This is a genomic window from Isoptericola sp. Y581 (assembly GCF_059445475.1).
In genome coordinates this window covers 52,318-67,462 of record NZ_JCAIUK010000012.1, presented here as the reverse complement: position 1 = coordinate 67,462, position 15,145 = coordinate 52,318, and the positions used below count along the sequence as shown (strand labels likewise).

The following is a 15,145-nucleotide window of genomic DNA, read 5'->3' as shown; positions in this document are numbered from 1 at the left end:
CTGAATCTCCAGAGCAGCACGTGCGGCCGAGGGACGACGCCCCGGGTTCGCGCACCGGACACGGGTTCAGACCCCGGCGGGTCCCGCGACCACTTCCTCCTCGTCCACCGCGGGGGCGGTGAACTGCGACTCGTACAGCCGCGCGTACGCCCCGCCCGCGGCGAGCAGCGTCTCGTGGTCGCCCTGTTCCACGATCTGCCCGTGCTCCATCACCACGATGGAGTCCGCGTCGCGGATCGTCGACAGCCGGTGGGCGATGACGAACGACGTGCGGTTCGCCCGCAGCGCGTTCATCGCCTGCTGCACGAGCACCTCCGTGCGCGTGTCCACCGAGCTCGTCGCCTCGTCGAGCACGAGGATCTCGGGGTCGGCGAGGAACGCGCGGGCGATGGTCAGCAGCTGCTTCTCCCCCGCCGACAACGCGGTCGCCTCGTCGTCCAGCACCGTCTCGTACCCGTCGGGCAGCGTGCGCACGAACGGGTCGACGTGCGTGGCCTGGGTGGCCGCGAGGAACTCCTCCTCGCTCACCGTCACCCCATCGCGCACCCCGTACCGCAGGTTCTCGGCGATGGTGCCCTTGAACAGCCAGGTGTCCTGCAGCACCATGCCGATCCGCGAGCGGAGGTCGTCGCGGGTCATCGCGCGGGTGTCCACGCCGTCCAGCGTGATCCGCCCCCCGTTCACCTCGTAGAACCGCATGAGCAGGTTGACCAGCGTCGTCTTGCCGGCGCCCGTGGGGCCGACGATCGCAATCGTCTGCCCGGGCTCCGCCACGAGGTCCAGGTGCTCGATGAGAGGCGTCTGGGGGTCGTAGGAGAACGACACGTCCTCGAACGCGACGCGCCCCTGCACGTGCGCCAGCCGCTGCGGGTCGTCCGGGTCCTTGCTCTGCTCCGGCGCGTCGAGCAGCTCGAACACGCGCTCCGCCGACGCGACGCCGGACTGCAGCAGGTTCATCATCGACGCGATCTGCGTCAGCGGCTGCGTGAACTGCCGCGAGTACTGGATGAAGGCCTGCACGTCGCCCAGGGAGAGCTGGCCGGACGCCACCCGCAGGCCGCCGATGACGGCGACCACCACGTAGTTGAGGTTCGCCAGGAAGCCCATCGTCGGCTGCATCGTGCCCGAGATGAACTGCGCCTTCCGGGAGGCGTCGTAGAGCGCGTCGTTCTCGCCGGCGAACGTCTCGGCGGCCGCCTGCTGACGCCCGTACACCTTGACCAGCGAGTGGCCGGTGAACATCTCCTCGACGTGCGCGTTGAGCCGGCCCGTCGCCGCCCACTGGGCCACGAACTGCGGCTGCGAGCGCTTGGCGATCTGCATCGTCAGGATCACCGACAGCGGCACCGTGACGAGGGCGACCAGTGCCAGCACCCACGAGATCCAGAACATCATCCCGAGGACGCCGATCACGGTGAGCGCGGACGTCACGAGCTGGGCCAGGGTCTGCGTGGTGGTCTGCGCCACGTTGTCGATGTCGTTCGTGACCCGCGAAAGGATCTCGCCCTTGGCCTGCTTGTCCACGTAGCCCAGCGGGATGCGGTGCAGCTTGGCCTCGACGTCGTCGCGCAGGCGGCGCATCGTGTTCTGCACCGCGATGGTCATGATCCGAGCCTGCAGCCAGCCGAACAGGAACGCGCCCACGTAGATGACCAGCACCCACATCAGGATCTGCGCGAGGCGGGCGAAGTCCACGCCCTGCCCGACCACCAGGTTACTCATCCCCTCCAGGAGCCCCGCCTGGGTCGTGTCGCCCGAGGCGCGCAGCCCCTCGATCGCCTGCTCGGCGGTGGTGCCGGCCGGCAGGGACGCGCCGAGCGCCTTGCCCACCACTCCCTCGAAGATGACGTTGGTCGCCTCACCCAGGATCTTCGGCCCGGCCACGGTGAGGGCCACCGAGACGACGCCGCACAGGGTCAGCAGGACGACGCGGGCGCGCTCGGGGCGCATCACCTGCGCGAACCGGACGAGCGACCCCTTGAAGTCCATCGGCTTGGCGCCGGGAGCGCCGCCCATGCCCATCGGGCCGCCGGGGCGGGGACCGCCACCGCCGGCACGTGCGCCCGCTGCCGGGACCTTGCGGTCGGTGCTCACGCCGTCTCCTCGAGACTCGGTGCTCATGCCGTCTCCTCGAGACTCGGTGCTCATGCCGCCTCCTCGAGGGACATCTGGGAGGTGACGATCTCCTGGTAGGTCTCGTTGTCGTCGAGCAGCTCGGCGTGCGTGCCGCGGCCGACGATGCGCCCGTGGTCGAGCACGAGGATCTGGTCCGCGTCGCGGATGGTCGCCACCCGCTGGGCGACGACGAGGACGGTCGCGTCCTGCGTGCGCGGCCGCAGCGCGGCGCGCAGCCGCGCGTCGGTGCTGTAGTCGAGCGCGGAGAACGAGTCGTCGAACAGGTATACCCGCGGCTGACGCACCACCGCTCGCGCGATCGCGAGCCGCTGCCGCTGGCCGCCGGAGAACGTGGTCCCGCCCTGGGCGACGGCCGACTCGAGCCCGTCCGGGAGCTCCTCGACGAAGTCGCGGGCCTGCGCGATCTCCAGCGCCGCCCACATCTCGTCCTCGGTCGCGTCGGGCTTGCCGTAGCGCAGGTTGTCGGCCACCGTGCCGCTGAACAGGAACGCCTTCTGCGGCACCAGGCCCTGCAGCGAGCTGAGGTCGGCGGTCGACAGGTCGCGGACGTCGACGCCGTCGAGCAGCACGCGCCCCTCGGTCACGTCGAAGAGGCGGGGCACGAGGTTGAGCACCGTCGTCTTGCCCGACCCTGTGGAGCCGATGAGCGCCGTGATCTTGCCGGGCGAGGCCGTGAACGTCAGGTCGTGCAGCACGGGCTCGTCAGCCCCCGGGTAGCGGAAGCCGACCCCCTCGAACCGCACCTCTCCACGCGGCCCGTCGCCGCCCGAGAGCGAGGCCAGGCTCAGGGGTGCGGGGGGCTCGGTGACCGACGTCTCGGTGTCGAGCACCTCGGTGATCCGGCCCGCGGCGACCGCGGCGCGCGGCACCATCATCACCATCATCGTCGACATCATGACGGCCATGAGGATGTACATGATGTAGCTGAGGAACGCCATGAGCGCCCCGACCTGCATCTGCCCGTTGTCGATGCGCTGCGCGCCGAACCACAGCACCGCGACGCTCGACGCGTTCATGATCAGCATGACCATCGGGAACGCCAGCGCCATGAGCTTGCCGGCATTCAGCGACGTGTCGTACAGGGCCTCGTTAGTCTCGCCGAACCGCTGCGACTCGCGACGCTCGCGGACGAAGGCACGCACCACGCGCAGGCCGGTGATCTGCTCGCGCAGCACCCCGTTGATCGCGTCGATGCGCTTCTGCATCGCCTTGAAGTACGGCACCATCCGCCACATCAGCAGGCCGACCGCGATGCCGAGCACCGGCACCACCACGAGCAGGAGCGCGGAGAGCTCCACGTCCTCCTGCAGTGCCATGATGACGCCGCCGACCATCATGATCGGCGCCATCACCATGATGGTGAAGGTCATCAGCACCACCATCATCACCTGCTGCACGTCGTTCGTCGTGCGGGTGATGAGGGACGGGGCGCCGAACTGCCCGAGCTCGCGCGCCGAGAAGTCCTGCACGGAGTCGAACAGGTCCCGACGCACGTCGCGGCCCAGGGCGGTCGCGGTCCGCGCGCCCAGGAGCACCGCACCGACGGCGCAGACGACCTGGACGAGGCTCACGACGAGCATCCAGCCCCCCACGCGCATGATGTACGCGGTGTCACCCTGCGTCACGCCGTCGTCGATGATGTCCGCGTTGAGCGAGGGCAGGTAGAGGGAGGCGAGCGTGGCCAGCAGCTGGAGCACCAGCAGCAGGCCGACGGCGCCGGAGTACGGGCGCAGGTAGGACCGCGCCAGGGAGATGAGCATCAGCTTTCCTCGGTGTGGGGGGTCTGGGGGGTCACCCCGGGGGAATTCTCGGGCACCGCGGTGGCGCGGTCACTGCCTTTTTCGTGCCGTTCGTCGTGCGCGATGCCGTGCACGAGGGCGTCGGCGACGACCTGCGGCGATGGCGCGGGCACGAGGTGGTCGACACGGCCGTGGGTGCCGGCGATGCTCGCCTCCAGCAGCGCGACCGCGACGTCGACGGGCACCCGGAGCCGGTGGGCGTCGGGCGCGAGCACGGCGGTGAGCCCTTCCACCGTGGCGTGCCGCTGCCGTTCGCGCTGCTCGCCGAGCTCGGCGCGAAACTTGAGCACGTGCTCGGGCTGGGCCTCGTCGCGGGCGCCGGTGCGGTGGTGCAGCCCACGCAGCACGCCCATCCAGCGCACGACGTCGGTCATGCGGTTCCGGCCCAGCTCGATGACCTGGGCGAGCCGCTCCTCGAGCGGCAGGTCGAGATCGATCCCGGCGAGCTCCGACCGCGTGGCGTCCGGCCCGGACGCCCGGTGCAGCCCTTCGACCGCCACCGCACCGATCAGGGTGTACTTGTCGCCGAACGCCCGGAAGAGGGTCCCCTCGGCGACGCCCGCGGCCTCGGCGAGCTCCCGCGAGGTGACGTCGACGCCACGCTCGCCGACCAGCGGCGTCACGGCCTCGGCGATCGCGGTACGTCGGTCGTCGGGCGACATCGGTGCGGCGCGACCGGCAGCACCGGGATCCGGAGCAGGCGGAATCGGCATCATGCGGGCCAACATAACTGAGTGAGCGCTCACTCCGCAAAGGATTACTCCGGCCGGCCCACGAACAGGCGCCTGGCCGCGGGAGCGTTCGGACACGCAAGAGGGCCGCCACCCCGGGGGTGACGGCCCTCTCGGCCCGATCGTCGCGCGAGCGACGGGCGAGCTACTCCTGCGGCTCCTCCGGCTCCCCGCCCAGCGTGCGCGGCTGCGCGCCCGGGGTCGGCGGCGTCGGCGGACCGCCGGCGGGGCGCTGGCCACGCTCCGCAGACGGGTCGAACGGCGCACCCGACCGGGTACCCGCGCTCGTCGCGTCGGCCGTGGCGGCCTCGGCCTGGCGCCGCGCCTCAGCGAGCGCCTCGCCCGGGTCGGTGAGCGCGCTCTCCCCGAGCGAGGACGAGCGCGGCCGCTGCGCGCCCGAGGCATCGTCGTCCGCGGGCGGGGCCGGGATCCCCGGCGTGCCGGGCACGCCGCCGAAGCCCTGGGCGATCGACCCGAGGGCCGCCGTGAACTCGGTGGGCACGACCCACAGCTTGGAGGCGGTCCCGTTCGCGATCTGGGGCAGCATCTGCAGGTACTGGTACGCGAGCAGCTTGGGGTCGGCGTCGCCCTGGTGGATGGCGTCGAACACCTGCAGGATCGCGCGCGCCTCGCCCTCGGCCGTGAGGATCGCGGCCTGGGCGTTGCCCTCCGCCCGCAGGATCTGGGACTGCTTCTCGCCCTCCGCCGTGAGGATCTGCGACTGCTTGACGCCCTCCGCCGTGAGGATCGTGGCGCGACGGTCGCGCTCGGCGCGCATCTGCTGCTCCATCGCGCCCTGCACGCTCGCCGGCGGCTCGATGGACTTCAGCTCGACGCGGTTGACGCGCACGCCCCAGCGCCCCGTCGCCTCGTCCAGCACGCCGCGCAGCTGACCGTTGATCTGGTCACGGCTGGTCAGCGTCTGCTCGAGGTCCATCGACCCGACGACGTTTCGCAGCGTGGTGACGGTGAGCTGCTCGATACCGGTGATGTAGTTGGCGATCTCGTAGACGGCCGACTTCGGCTCGGTCACCTGGAAGTAGATGACCGTGTCGATGCTCACCACGAGGTTGTCGCTCGTGATCACGGGCTGGGGCGGGAACGAGACGACCTGCTCGCGCAGGTCGACGCCCGCACGGATCCGGTCCACGAACGGCACCAGCAGGTGCAGCCCCGGTTCGAAGGTCTTGCTGTAACGGCCCAGGCGCTCGATGATCAGCGCCGTCGCCTGCGGCACGATCCGCACGGCCTTGGCCAGCGCCACGATCAGCACGATCGCGAGGATGATGAGCACCACGTAGAGCACGATGGTGCCGGGTTCTGTATCGGACACGTCGGTCCCTTCCGTCGACATTGTCGACATCGAGCGAGGCCGCCGGTGGTCCGGCGGGTCGTGCACCACAGCGCCCGACCCCGGCGGCGACGAGCGCCGCGGCGTCGGAGCCTCAGGCGGAGTGTTCGGGCTGTTCGTGCGAGGTCGCCACGGGCGCGACCACCGCGGTCGCCCCCTCGATCCGCACGACGCGCACCTCGGCGCCGACGGGGACGCGCCCGGTCGAGTTCGGGATGCCGTCGTCCTCGAGGCGCGCGCTCCAGACCTCGCCGGCGAGCTTGACGCGGCCTCCGGTCTCCGTGACCTCCGCCAGCACCACGGCCGGGCGGCCGACGTGCGCCGCCGCGTTCGTCTCGATCAGCGGCTGGCGCTGCCGCAGGTGGCGCAGCAGCCACGGGCGGAGCGTGAACAGCAGCAGCGCCGAGACGACGCACGCCACCAGGATCTGCAGCCAGAGCTCACCGCCGGCGGCCGCGGTGACCGCGCCACCCAGCGCGCCGCCCGCAAGCATGATCAGCACAAGGCTGAGCGAGAGCATCTCGATCGCCGCGAGCAGCAGCGCGCCTCCGACCCACCACAGCCAGGAGTCCATGGATACCTCCGCCTCGTGGTCCCTCGCGGGACCGTTCGTCGCCGGGACTCCATAGCCCCCGCCACTGCGTTTTGCACAGACTTTACCAAGTCTACGCCGGCGCGGGAAGCCGGTTCAGCGACCGGCGGGGCGCGCCGCACGCGCGAGCCAACGGCCCCCGCCGTGGGCCACCATCAGCGGCATCCCAAAGGCCTGCGAGAGGTTGTCCGCCGTGAGCACCTCGCGGATCGGCCCCGCCGCCTGGATGCCACCGTGCCGCATGAGCAGCAGGTGGGTGAAGCCGGGCGGGATCTCCTCGACGTGGTGCGTCACGAGCACGAGCACGGGCGAGGCCGCGTCGTCCGCGAGCTCGGAGAGCGCGCCGACGAGCTCCTCACGCCCGGCGAGGTCGAGGCCGGCCGCGGGCTCGTCCAGGAGCAGGATCTCGGGGTCCGTCATCAGTGCGCGGGCGATCTGCACCCGCTTGCGCTCGCCCTCGGACAGCGTCCCGTAGTGCCGGTCCACCAGGTCGGCGACGTCGAACGCCGCGAGCAGGTCCTTGGCGCGCTGCTCGTCGAACTCCTCGTACGTCTCCCGCCAGCGACCGGTCACGCCGTAGGCGGCCGTGAGGACGACGTCGCGCACCGTCTCGTGCCCGGGGATGCGGTCCGCGAGAGCGGCCGAGGAGAACCCGATGCGCGGCCGCAGCTCGAAGACGTCCACGTGCCCCAGGCGCTCCCCGAGCAGCTCGGCCGTCCCGGCGGTCGGGTGCGAGCGCGCCGCGAGGATCTGCAGCATCGTCGTCTTGCCCGCCCCGTTGGGGCCGAGGATCACCCAGCGCTCACCCTCGTTCACCTGCCAGTCCACGCCGTCGAGGATGGTGGTGGTGCCACGTCGTACGGTGACGCCCTGCAGGTCGAGAACGGCGCTCATGAGGCCCGACCCTACCCGAGCCGGGCGGGCGTCCCGGACCTCCCGGTCCGCCCTGCAACCCTCCCGCCCGGACGTCTACTGTGAGCCCGTGGAGACCGACCCGAACGTCCTGCCGCGCAGCGTCGTGCTCGCGCTCTGGCTGCAGACGGCGGGCGCGGCGCCAGGGGTCGTGGTGCGCAGCGTCCAGGGCGACGACGAGCCGCACGCCGTGGTCGGGCTGCCCGGGTCGGGCTCGACGGGCGGCGACGGCGGCGACCTGCGCGACCTCGTGACCGCCTGGCTCGAAGGCCCCCGGGAGGTGTGCGCGCTGCTGCCGGCTCCCGGAGACCTCGGCGGCGTCCCCGCCGCGGTGAGCACCGAGGCGACCGACGCCGGTGAATGCGTGATGGTCACCACCCCAGCCGGGTCGTGGGCCGCGGTGCCCGCCGTCACCACGTTCGGCAGCGCGCTCGAGCCCGGGCACCTCGTCGCATGGCAGGTGCGGCCGGTGCCCGCGTGGTCCACGCTCGTGGCGGGCGCCCTCGGCTCCCTCGCCGACGCCGAGCGCGACCTGCGCACGAGCCTCGTCACGGCGACCGACGCCCTCGACGCCCTCGACGTGGCCCGGTGGCGCGACGACGCGGCGGACGCGATCGAGCGGCTCCGCGGCAGCACCACCGAGGGGTGGCCCGTGCCCCGGCTCGACGGGCGCAGGGCGCGCGTCCTGGAACTCGCCACCCGGCTCCTGACGATCGTCGACCTCGCGACCGTCGACGACGGCGGCGCGGTGAACGTGTGGCAGTCCGACCAGCGTCAGACGGCGTTGCGCGAGGTGGAACGCACCGCGCGGCACGCCCTCAGCGCCGCGACGCACGGCGCGACCCCCGCGTGACCCTCAGTCACCCTCAGCCCGTGAGCACGGACCGGTAGACGTCCAGGGTCCGCCGCCCCACGGCGTCCCAGGTGAACCGCGCCTCGGCACGTCGCCGTCCTGCTGCCCCCATCTCGGCGGCCGCCGGGTCCTCGAGCACGCGCAGGAGTGCCGCGCCGAGGTCGGCCACGAACCGGTCCGGGTCGAGCGGCGTGCCCGTGCCGTCGTCCGCCTGCTCGATGGGGACGAGGACGCCGGTCACGCCGTCGTCGACCACCTCCGGGATGCCGCCGGTGGCCGTGCCGACCACGGGCAGCCCCACGGCCATCGCCTCGAGGTTGACGATGCCGAGCGGCTCGTACACGGACGGGCAGACGAAGACCGTGCTCGCCGCGAGCACGGCGACCAGGTCCGGGCGTGGCAGCATCTGCTCGATCCACACGACGCCCGCATCGCCCTCCCCGCCGCGAGCGCGCCGCAGGTCGGCGACGAGACCGCGTACCTCGGCCAGGAGCTCCTCGGTGTCGGGGGCGCCGGCGCACAGCACGAGCTGCACCTCCCGCGGCAGGCGGGCCGCCGCGCGCAGCAGGTAGGGCAGGCCCTTCTGGCGGGTGATCCGCCCGACGAAGACCACGGCGGGGCGCTCGGGGTCGATGCCCAGGTCGCGCACCACCCGCTCGGCCCCCGGGTCGCCGGCGGCGGGCCGCGCCCAGCCGCCGAGGTCGATGCCGTTGTGCACCACGTGCACCCGCGCCGGGTCCAGCTCGGGGTAGACCCGCAGGATGTCGGCGCGCATGCCCGCGGACACGGCGATCACGCCCGCGGCGCCGAGGTACGCCGTCCGCTCCGCCCACGACGAGAGGGCGTACCCGCCGCCGAGCTGCTCGGCCTTCCAGGGCCGCAACGGCTCCAGCGAGTGCGCGGTCACGACGTGCGGCACGCCGTGCAGCAGCCCGCCCAGGTGCCCGGCCAGGTTGGCGTACCAGGTGTGCGAGTGCAGCAGGTCCGCGCCCGCGACGTCGCGGGCCATCGTCAGGTCCACCCCCAGCGTGGCGAGCGCCGGGTTGGCGCCCGCGAGCTCCGCGGGGACGTCGTAACCCGTGACGTCGGCCTCGCCGGCGTCGCCCGTGCGTGGCCCGCCGAAGCAGCGGACCCGGACGTCGGCGTGCCGGCGCAGCACGGCGGACAGCTCCGCGACGTGCACCCCGGCGCCGCCGTAGACGTGCGGTGGGTACTCGCGGGTCAGCAGGTCGACCGTCAGGGGCGCCCCCTGCGGGGGGCTCTGCGGGGTGCTCACGCGGCCGACCCTAGCGGGGTGCCCGACCGGGGGCGAGGATCGGGCGGGTCGCGGGGCACGCCCGGCACGGACGCCCTAGGGTCGAGGCATGGCGTCGACCCAGCCCCGCGTGCTCGCGATCGTCCTCGCCGGCGGCGAGGGGAAGCGCCTCATGCCGCTCACCGCGCACCGGGCCAAACCGGCCGTCCCGTTCGGCGGCATCTACCGGCTCGTCGACTTCGCGCTGTCGAACATCATCAACTCGCACTACCTGCACGTCGTCGTTCTGACGCAGTACAAGTCACACTCCCTGGACCGCCACATCTCCAAGACGTGGCGCATGTCCGCGCTGCTGGGCAACTACGTGTCGTCGGTGCCGGCGCAGCAGCGGGTGGGGAAGCACTGGTACCTCGGCTCGGCCGACGCGATCTATCAGTGCCTCAACATCATCGACGACGAGCGTCCCGACATCGTCGTCGTCGTCGGGGCCGACCACGTGTACCGGATGGACTTCTCCCAGATGGTCGAGTCGCACGTGGACTCGGGGGCACGCGCCACGGTGGCCGCGATCCGGCAGCCGATCGCCATGGCGGACCAGTTCGGCGTCCTCGAGGTCGACCGCGACGACCCGAGGCGGATCACCGAGTTCCTCGAGAAGCCCGAGAGCCCGGTCGGCCTGCCCGACTCCCCCACCGAGGTGCTCGCGTCCATGGGCAACTACGTGTTCGACGCGGACGCGCTCGTCGAGGCCGTCACGAAGGACTCCTCCGACCCGGACTCCCGGCACGACATGGGCGGCGACATCATCCCGGCGTTCGTCGCCGAGGGCACGGCAGGCGTGTACGACTTCATCCGCAACGAGATCCCCGGCTCCACGGACCGCGACCGGGACTACTGGCGCGACGTCGGGACGATCGACGCCTTCTTCGAGGCCAACACCGACCTCATCGCGGTGCAGCCCGTGTTCAACCTCTACAACCAGGACTGGCCGCTGCACACCGGGTACACCGGGCTGCCGCCCGCCAAGTTCGTGCACGCCGGGGCGGGCCGGCTCGGCCACGCCGCCGACTCGATCGTCTCGCCTGGTGTCCTCATCTCCGGCGCCACCGTCGCGGGGTCCATCCTGTCCCCGGGCACGCACCTGCATTCCTGGGCCACCGTCACCGACGCCGTCGTGATGGACGACGTCCAGGTGGAGCGCCACGCCCAGGTCCACCGCGCCATCCTCGACAAGAACGTGGTGGTGAGCGCGCGTGCCCGCGTCGGCGTCGACCACGAGGAGGACCGGGCCCGCGGGTTCACCGTCTCCGCGTCGGGGATCACCGTCGTCCCGAAGGGCACAGTCGTTGCTTGATCCCGCTCCCTCCCCCGCCGGCTCCCCTGACGCCCCGTCCGACGCCGCCGCGCGCGGCACCCGGCCCCGACGCCTCGTCGTGACCGACGTCGACTCGACGTTCATCACCGCCGAGGTGATCGAGCTGCTCGCCGACCACGCCGGCACCCGCGCGCAGGTCGCCGCCGTCACCGAGCGCGCCATGCGTGGCGAGCTCGACTTCGCCGGCTCGCTGCGCGAGCGCGTCGCCACGCTCGCGGGCGTGCCCGTCGAGGCGCTCGCCGCCGTGCGGGACGCCGTCGTGCTCATGCCTGGGGCCGCGGACCTCGTGTCCGAGGTCTCCCGCCGCGGCTGGGAGTTCGGCCTCGTGTCCGGAGGCTTCGCGGAGATCCTGGAGCCGATCGCCACGTCGCTCGGCATCCCTCGCTGGCGCGCCAACCGGCTCGAGATCGCCGACGGCGTCCTCACCGGCCGCACGGTCGGCCCCGTCGTGGACCGCGCCGACAAGGCCGCGACCCTGCGCCGGTGGGCGCACGAGTGCGGTCTCGAGATGGTCGACACCGTCGCGGTCGGCGACGGCGCGAACGACCTCGACATGATCGACGTCGCCGGCATCGGCATCGCCTTCGCCGCCAAGCCGGTCGTCCGGGCCCAGGCGCCCTTCAGCGTCGACGGCCCGCGCCTCGACGCCGTGCTCCAGGTGATCGACGAGGTGGACGCCGCCGCCGGGCGCGCCGCGGACGGCTGACCCCGCCCGGGCGGATCCGGAGAAACCCCTGGCGGGAGGCGCCCTCCCGGGGCGAGGATCGGGCCATGGCGACCACGGTCGAGACCAACGCGCTCAACACGATCGACGAGTCCGAACGGCACGGGCGCCCGCGCGACCTGTTCTGGCCCTGGTTCGCGGCGAACGTCTCCGTGCTCGGCCTCGGCTACGGCTCCTACCTGCTCGCGTTCGACGTGTCGTTCTGGCAGGCCGTCGTGGTGGGCGTCGTCGGGATCGTCCTGTCGTTCCTGTGCTGCGGGTTCATCTCGCTGGCCGGGCGGCGGGGGTCGGCGCCCACGATGGTGCTGAGCCGCGCGGCGTTCGGCGTCGACGGCAACCGGCTGCCGTCGCTGCTCTCGTGGATCCTCACCGTCGGGTGGGAGACGGTGCTGGTGTCGCTCGCGACGCTCGCGACCGCCACCGTGCTCGGCGAGCTCGGATGGGGCGGCGGCACCGTGACGCAGGTCGTGACGCTGGCGGTCGTGTCCCTCGTCGTGGTCGCCGCCGGGATCTTCGGCTTCCAGCTCGTGATGCGGCTGCAGCAGGTCATCACGGTGCTGACGGCCGTGCTGACCGTGGTGTACGTGGTGCTCGTCGCCGGCCACGTCGACTGGGCGACCGTCGCCGCGATCCCGCCAGGGCAGGCGCCGCAGGTGATCGGCGGCCTGGTCTTCATGATGACCGGGTTCGGGCTGGGCTGGGTGAACATGGCCGCGGACTACTCGCGCTACCTGCCCCGCTCGGCGTCCGGGCCCGGCGTCGTCGGCTGGACGGCGTTCGGCGCGTCGCTGCCCCCGGTGCTGCTGCTGGTCGCCGGGCTGCTGCTCGCCGGCTCCGACCCCGCCCTCGCCGACGCGATCGGCGCCGACCCGATCGGCGCGCTCGCCACCCTGCTGCCCTCGTGGTTCCTGATCCCGTTCATGATCGTCGCCCTGGCCGGGCTGATCGGCGGCGCCGCCCTCGACATCTACTCGTCCGGGCTGGCGCTGCTCTCCCTCGGCCTGCCGGCCCCGCGCTGGGTCGCCGCCGCGATCGACGGCGTCCTCATGGTGCTCGGCGCCGCCTACGTGGTCTTCGTCGCCGACGAGTTCTTCGGCCCCTTCCAGGGCTTCCTCATCACCCTCGGCGTGCCGATCGCCGCCTGGTGCGGGGTGCTGCTCGCGGACATCGCCCTCCGACGTCGCGACTACGCGGACGCCGAGCTGGCCGACCGGCGCGGGCGGTACGGGAGCGTGCGCTGGTCCGCGGTGCTGCTCGTCGTGGCCGCCACCGGCATCGGGTGGGGCCTCGTCACCAACACCTACGCCGGATGGCTCGGTTGGCAGGGCTACCTGCTGGGGCCGCTCGGGCTGGGCGGCCGGGACGGGCAGTGGGCGGGGGCCAATCTCGGCGTGCTCGTCGCCCTCGCCCTCGGCCTGCTCGTCACGTTCGCGCTCTCGGCGCGCGCCGTCCGGCGGCAGGAGGCGACGGCGTGACCGTCGGGGAGGGCGGGGCCGCGCTCGTCGTGGTGGACATGCAGGTGATCTTCGCCCGGCCCGGCAGCCCGTGGGCGGCACCCGGCTTCGCCGCCGCCGCCGCCGGGCTGCGGCGCCTGCTGCCCGCGTTCGCCGGACGCGCCGTCTGGACGCGGTACGTGGCACCCGCCGACCCGGAGGGCGCGTGGCGGGAGTACTTCGACCTGTGGCCGTTCGCGCTGGTGCCCCCGGACGACCCGCTGTACGGGTTCGCCGACGGGCTCGACCCCGCGGGGGCGCCCGTCGTCACCGCCACGACGTTCGGCAAGTGGGGGCCCGGCCTCTCCGCGGCCACGCGTGGCGCCGCGGAGCTCGTGGTGGCGGGCGTCTCGACCGACTGCTGCGTGCTGTCCACCGTGCTCGCCGCCGCGGACGCGGGACGGCGGGTGCGGGTGGTGGCCGACGCATGCGCCGGGGCCAGCGACCGGGACCACGACCGCGCGCTGGACGCGATGCGCCTCTATGCGCCGCTCGTGGAGGTCACGACGGTGGACGACGTGCTCGCGAGCCTCGAGGGCCGCGGCGCGGTATGACCGATCAAGACGGCCGGCCGACGTGCACCAGGCGGGCGGTGCCGTGGCCCCACTCCGACCACGGGTGCACGGCGGACTCCAGCACGGAGTAGGTGGCCGTCGGGACCCCGACGCGAACCTGCGCGAGCGCCGCGGGCTCGGAGTCGTCGGCGGCGAGGTAGGCCGCCGTCGCTGCCATGGTCGGCTCGTGCCCGATGACGAGCACCGTGCGCGCGGACTCTTCGACCTCGCGCAGGAGGCCGAGGACGTCGCGCACGGTGGCCTCGTAGAGCTCGTCGCGCACCTCGACCTTGGTCGCGGCGGAGCCGTCGAGGTGGACGGACGCCAGCTCCCACGTCTGGCGCGTGCGGAGCGCGGAGGACACGAGCGCGACCCGGGGCACGAGCCCGGCCGCGGTGAGCGCCGTGCCGACGCGGCTCGCCTGCTTACGCCCGTTCAGCGCCAGGGGCCGACGGTCGTCGGTCAGGACGGTCTTGGCCGACTCCGCCTTGGCGTGCCGCAGCAGCACCAGCCGCCACGTCGGCGTGTCGCCGTCGGCCTGCGATACCGCTCTCATGCGCTCCGTCCCACAGGTCTGTCCGTGGCCGTGGCCGGCGTCGCCCGGTCACTGACCCATCGCGTGCACACCACCGTCGACGTGGACGATCTCACCGGTCGTGGCGGGGAACCAGTCCGAGAGGAGTGCCACGACGGCGCGCGCAGCCGGCTCCGCGGTGGTCTGGTCCCAGCCGAGCGGGGCCCGCTGCGGCCAGGCGTCCTCCATGGTCGCGAACCCCGGGATGGACTTCGCGGCCGTGGTGCGGATGGGCCCGGCCGAGACGAGGTTACACCGGATGCCGTGGGGCCCGAGATCGCGGGCCAGGTACCGGTTGGCGGACTCCAGCCCGGCCTTCGCAACGCCCATCCAGTCGTATACGGGCCAGGCGAACGTCGCGTCGAAGGTGAGCCCCACGTAGGCCCCGCCGGACATGAGCGGACGGGCCGCCTCGATGAGCGACTTGTAGGAGTAGGTGGAGACCTGCAGCGCCGTGGCGACATCGCCCCACTCGGCCGACAGGAAGTTGCCGCCCATGACGGACTGCGGGGCGAACCCGATGGAGTGCACGACACCGTCCAGCCCGTCGGTGTGCTCCTTGACGCGCTCGGGAAGGGCGGCGAGGTCCTCCTCGCTGGTCACGTCGAGCTCGACCACGGGGGCCGTCGTGGGCAGCCGCTTGGCGAACGCCTGGGTGAGCTTCATCTGGCGGCCGAAGGACGTGAGGACGACCTCGGCCCCCTGCTCCTGGGCGAGGCGGGCGGCGTGGAACGCGATCGAGCTGTCCGTCAGGACGCCGGTGATGAGGAGCTTCTTGCCGTCGAGCAGAGCCATG

Annotated in this window: 14 protein-coding genes; 5 read left to right on the top strand and 9 right to left on the bottom strand. The window is 72.8% G+C overall.

All coding sequences use genetic code 11. The features are described from left to right. Positions 1–66 precede the first annotated feature (66 nt). The 6 genes from AC1C2W_RS19040 to AC1C2W_RS19015 form a co-directional block, all read right to left on the bottom strand. Positions 67–2,121, bottom strand: a complete 2,055-nt coding sequence (locus AC1C2W_RS19040; RefSeq protein ID WP_495414013.1) for an ABC transporter ATP-binding protein — start codon at positions 2,119–2,121, stop codon at positions 67–69. A gap of 23 nt (positions 2,122–2,144) precedes the next feature. After that, positions 2,145–3,896: an ABC transporter ATP-binding protein gene (locus AC1C2W_RS19035; protein ID WP_495414012.1), complete on the bottom strand. Its 1,752-nt coding sequence runs from the start codon at positions 3,894–3,896 to the stop codon at positions 2,145–2,147. Beyond that, positions 3,896–4,651, bottom strand: a complete 756-nt coding sequence (locus AC1C2W_RS19030) for a TetR/AcrR family transcriptional regulator (RefSeq protein ID WP_495414011.1) — start codon at positions 4,649–4,651, stop codon at positions 3,896–3,898. Before AC1C2W_RS19030 ends, AC1C2W_RS19035 begins: the two co-directional genes overlap by 1 nt. A 160-nt stretch (positions 4,652–4,811) precedes the next feature. Next, positions 4,812–5,999, bottom strand: coding sequence for an SPFH domain-containing protein (locus tag AC1C2W_RS19025; RefSeq protein ID WP_495414010.1), 1,188 nt, complete (start codon positions 5,997–5,999; stop codon positions 4,812–4,814). Positions 6,000–6,111: 112 nt separating this feature from the next. Further along, on the bottom strand, positions 6,112–6,591 hold the full coding sequence (locus AC1C2W_RS19020) for an NfeD family protein (RefSeq protein ID WP_495391239.1): 480 nt from the start codon (positions 6,589–6,591) through the stop codon (positions 6,112–6,114). Positions 6,592–6,705: 114 nt separating this feature from the next. Beyond that, positions 6,706–7,503, bottom strand: coding sequence for an ABC transporter ATP-binding protein (locus AC1C2W_RS19015; RefSeq protein WP_495391238.1), 798 nt, complete (start codon positions 7,501–7,503; stop codon positions 6,706–6,708). An 88-nt stretch (positions 7,504–7,591) separates the two neighbouring features. On the opposite strand from AC1C2W_RS19015, the gene AC1C2W_RS19010 reads away from it, so the two are divergent. Continuing rightward, complete coding sequence (locus AC1C2W_RS19010; RefSeq protein WP_495391237.1) at positions 7,592–8,374, top strand: Rv1486c family protein; 783 nt, start codon at positions 7,592–7,594, stop codon at positions 8,372–8,374. Between the two features lie 13 nt (positions 8,375–8,387). Here AC1C2W_RS19010 and glgA read toward each other — a convergent pair whose 3' ends face one another. Next, a complete protein-coding gene (gene glgA / locus AC1C2W_RS19005; RefSeq protein ID WP_495391263.1) occupies positions 8,388–9,614 on the bottom strand; it encodes a glycogen synthase in 1,227 nt (408 codons plus the stop codon). Between the two features lie 124 nt (positions 9,615–9,738). On the opposite strand from glgA, the gene glgC reads away from it, so the two are divergent. The 4 genes from glgC (at position 9,739) to AC1C2W_RS18985 (ending at position 13,775) form a co-directional block, all read left to right on the top strand. After that, entirely contained in the window at positions 9,739–10,983 is a 1,245-nt protein-coding gene (gene glgC / locus AC1C2W_RS19000; RefSeq protein WP_495391236.1) for a glucose-1-phosphate adenylyltransferase, read from the top strand. Next, complete coding sequence (gene serB, locus AC1C2W_RS18995) at positions 10,976–11,710, top strand: phosphoserine phosphatase SerB (protein ID WP_495414009.1); 735 nt, start codon at positions 10,976–10,978, stop codon at positions 11,708–11,710. The genes glgC and serB overlap by 8 nt, the downstream gene beginning before the upstream one ends. Positions 11,711–11,775: 65 nt before the next feature. Beyond that, positions 11,776–13,203: a purine-cytosine permease family protein gene (locus AC1C2W_RS18990; protein WP_495391234.1), complete on the top strand. Its 1,428-nt coding sequence runs from the start codon at positions 11,776–11,778 to the stop codon at positions 13,201–13,203. Then, complete coding sequence (locus AC1C2W_RS18985; protein WP_495414008.1) at positions 13,200–13,775, top strand: cysteine hydrolase family protein; 576 nt, start codon at positions 13,200–13,202, stop codon at positions 13,773–13,775. Before AC1C2W_RS18990 ends, AC1C2W_RS18985 begins: the two co-directional genes overlap by 4 nt. A 4-nt stretch (positions 13,776–13,779) precedes the next feature. Here the strand turns inward: AC1C2W_RS18985 and AC1C2W_RS18980 are convergent, their stop codons facing one another. Then, positions 13,780–14,331, bottom strand: a complete 552-nt coding sequence (locus AC1C2W_RS18980; RefSeq protein ID WP_495391232.1) for a SixA phosphatase family protein — start codon at positions 14,329–14,331, stop codon at positions 13,780–13,782. A gap of 48 nt (positions 14,332–14,379) precedes the next feature. Further along, complete coding sequence (fabI, locus tag AC1C2W_RS18975) at positions 14,380–15,144, bottom strand: enoyl-ACP reductase FabI (RefSeq protein ID WP_495391231.1); 765 nt, start codon at positions 15,142–15,144, stop codon at positions 14,380–14,382. Position 15,145: the final 1 nt, after the last annotated feature.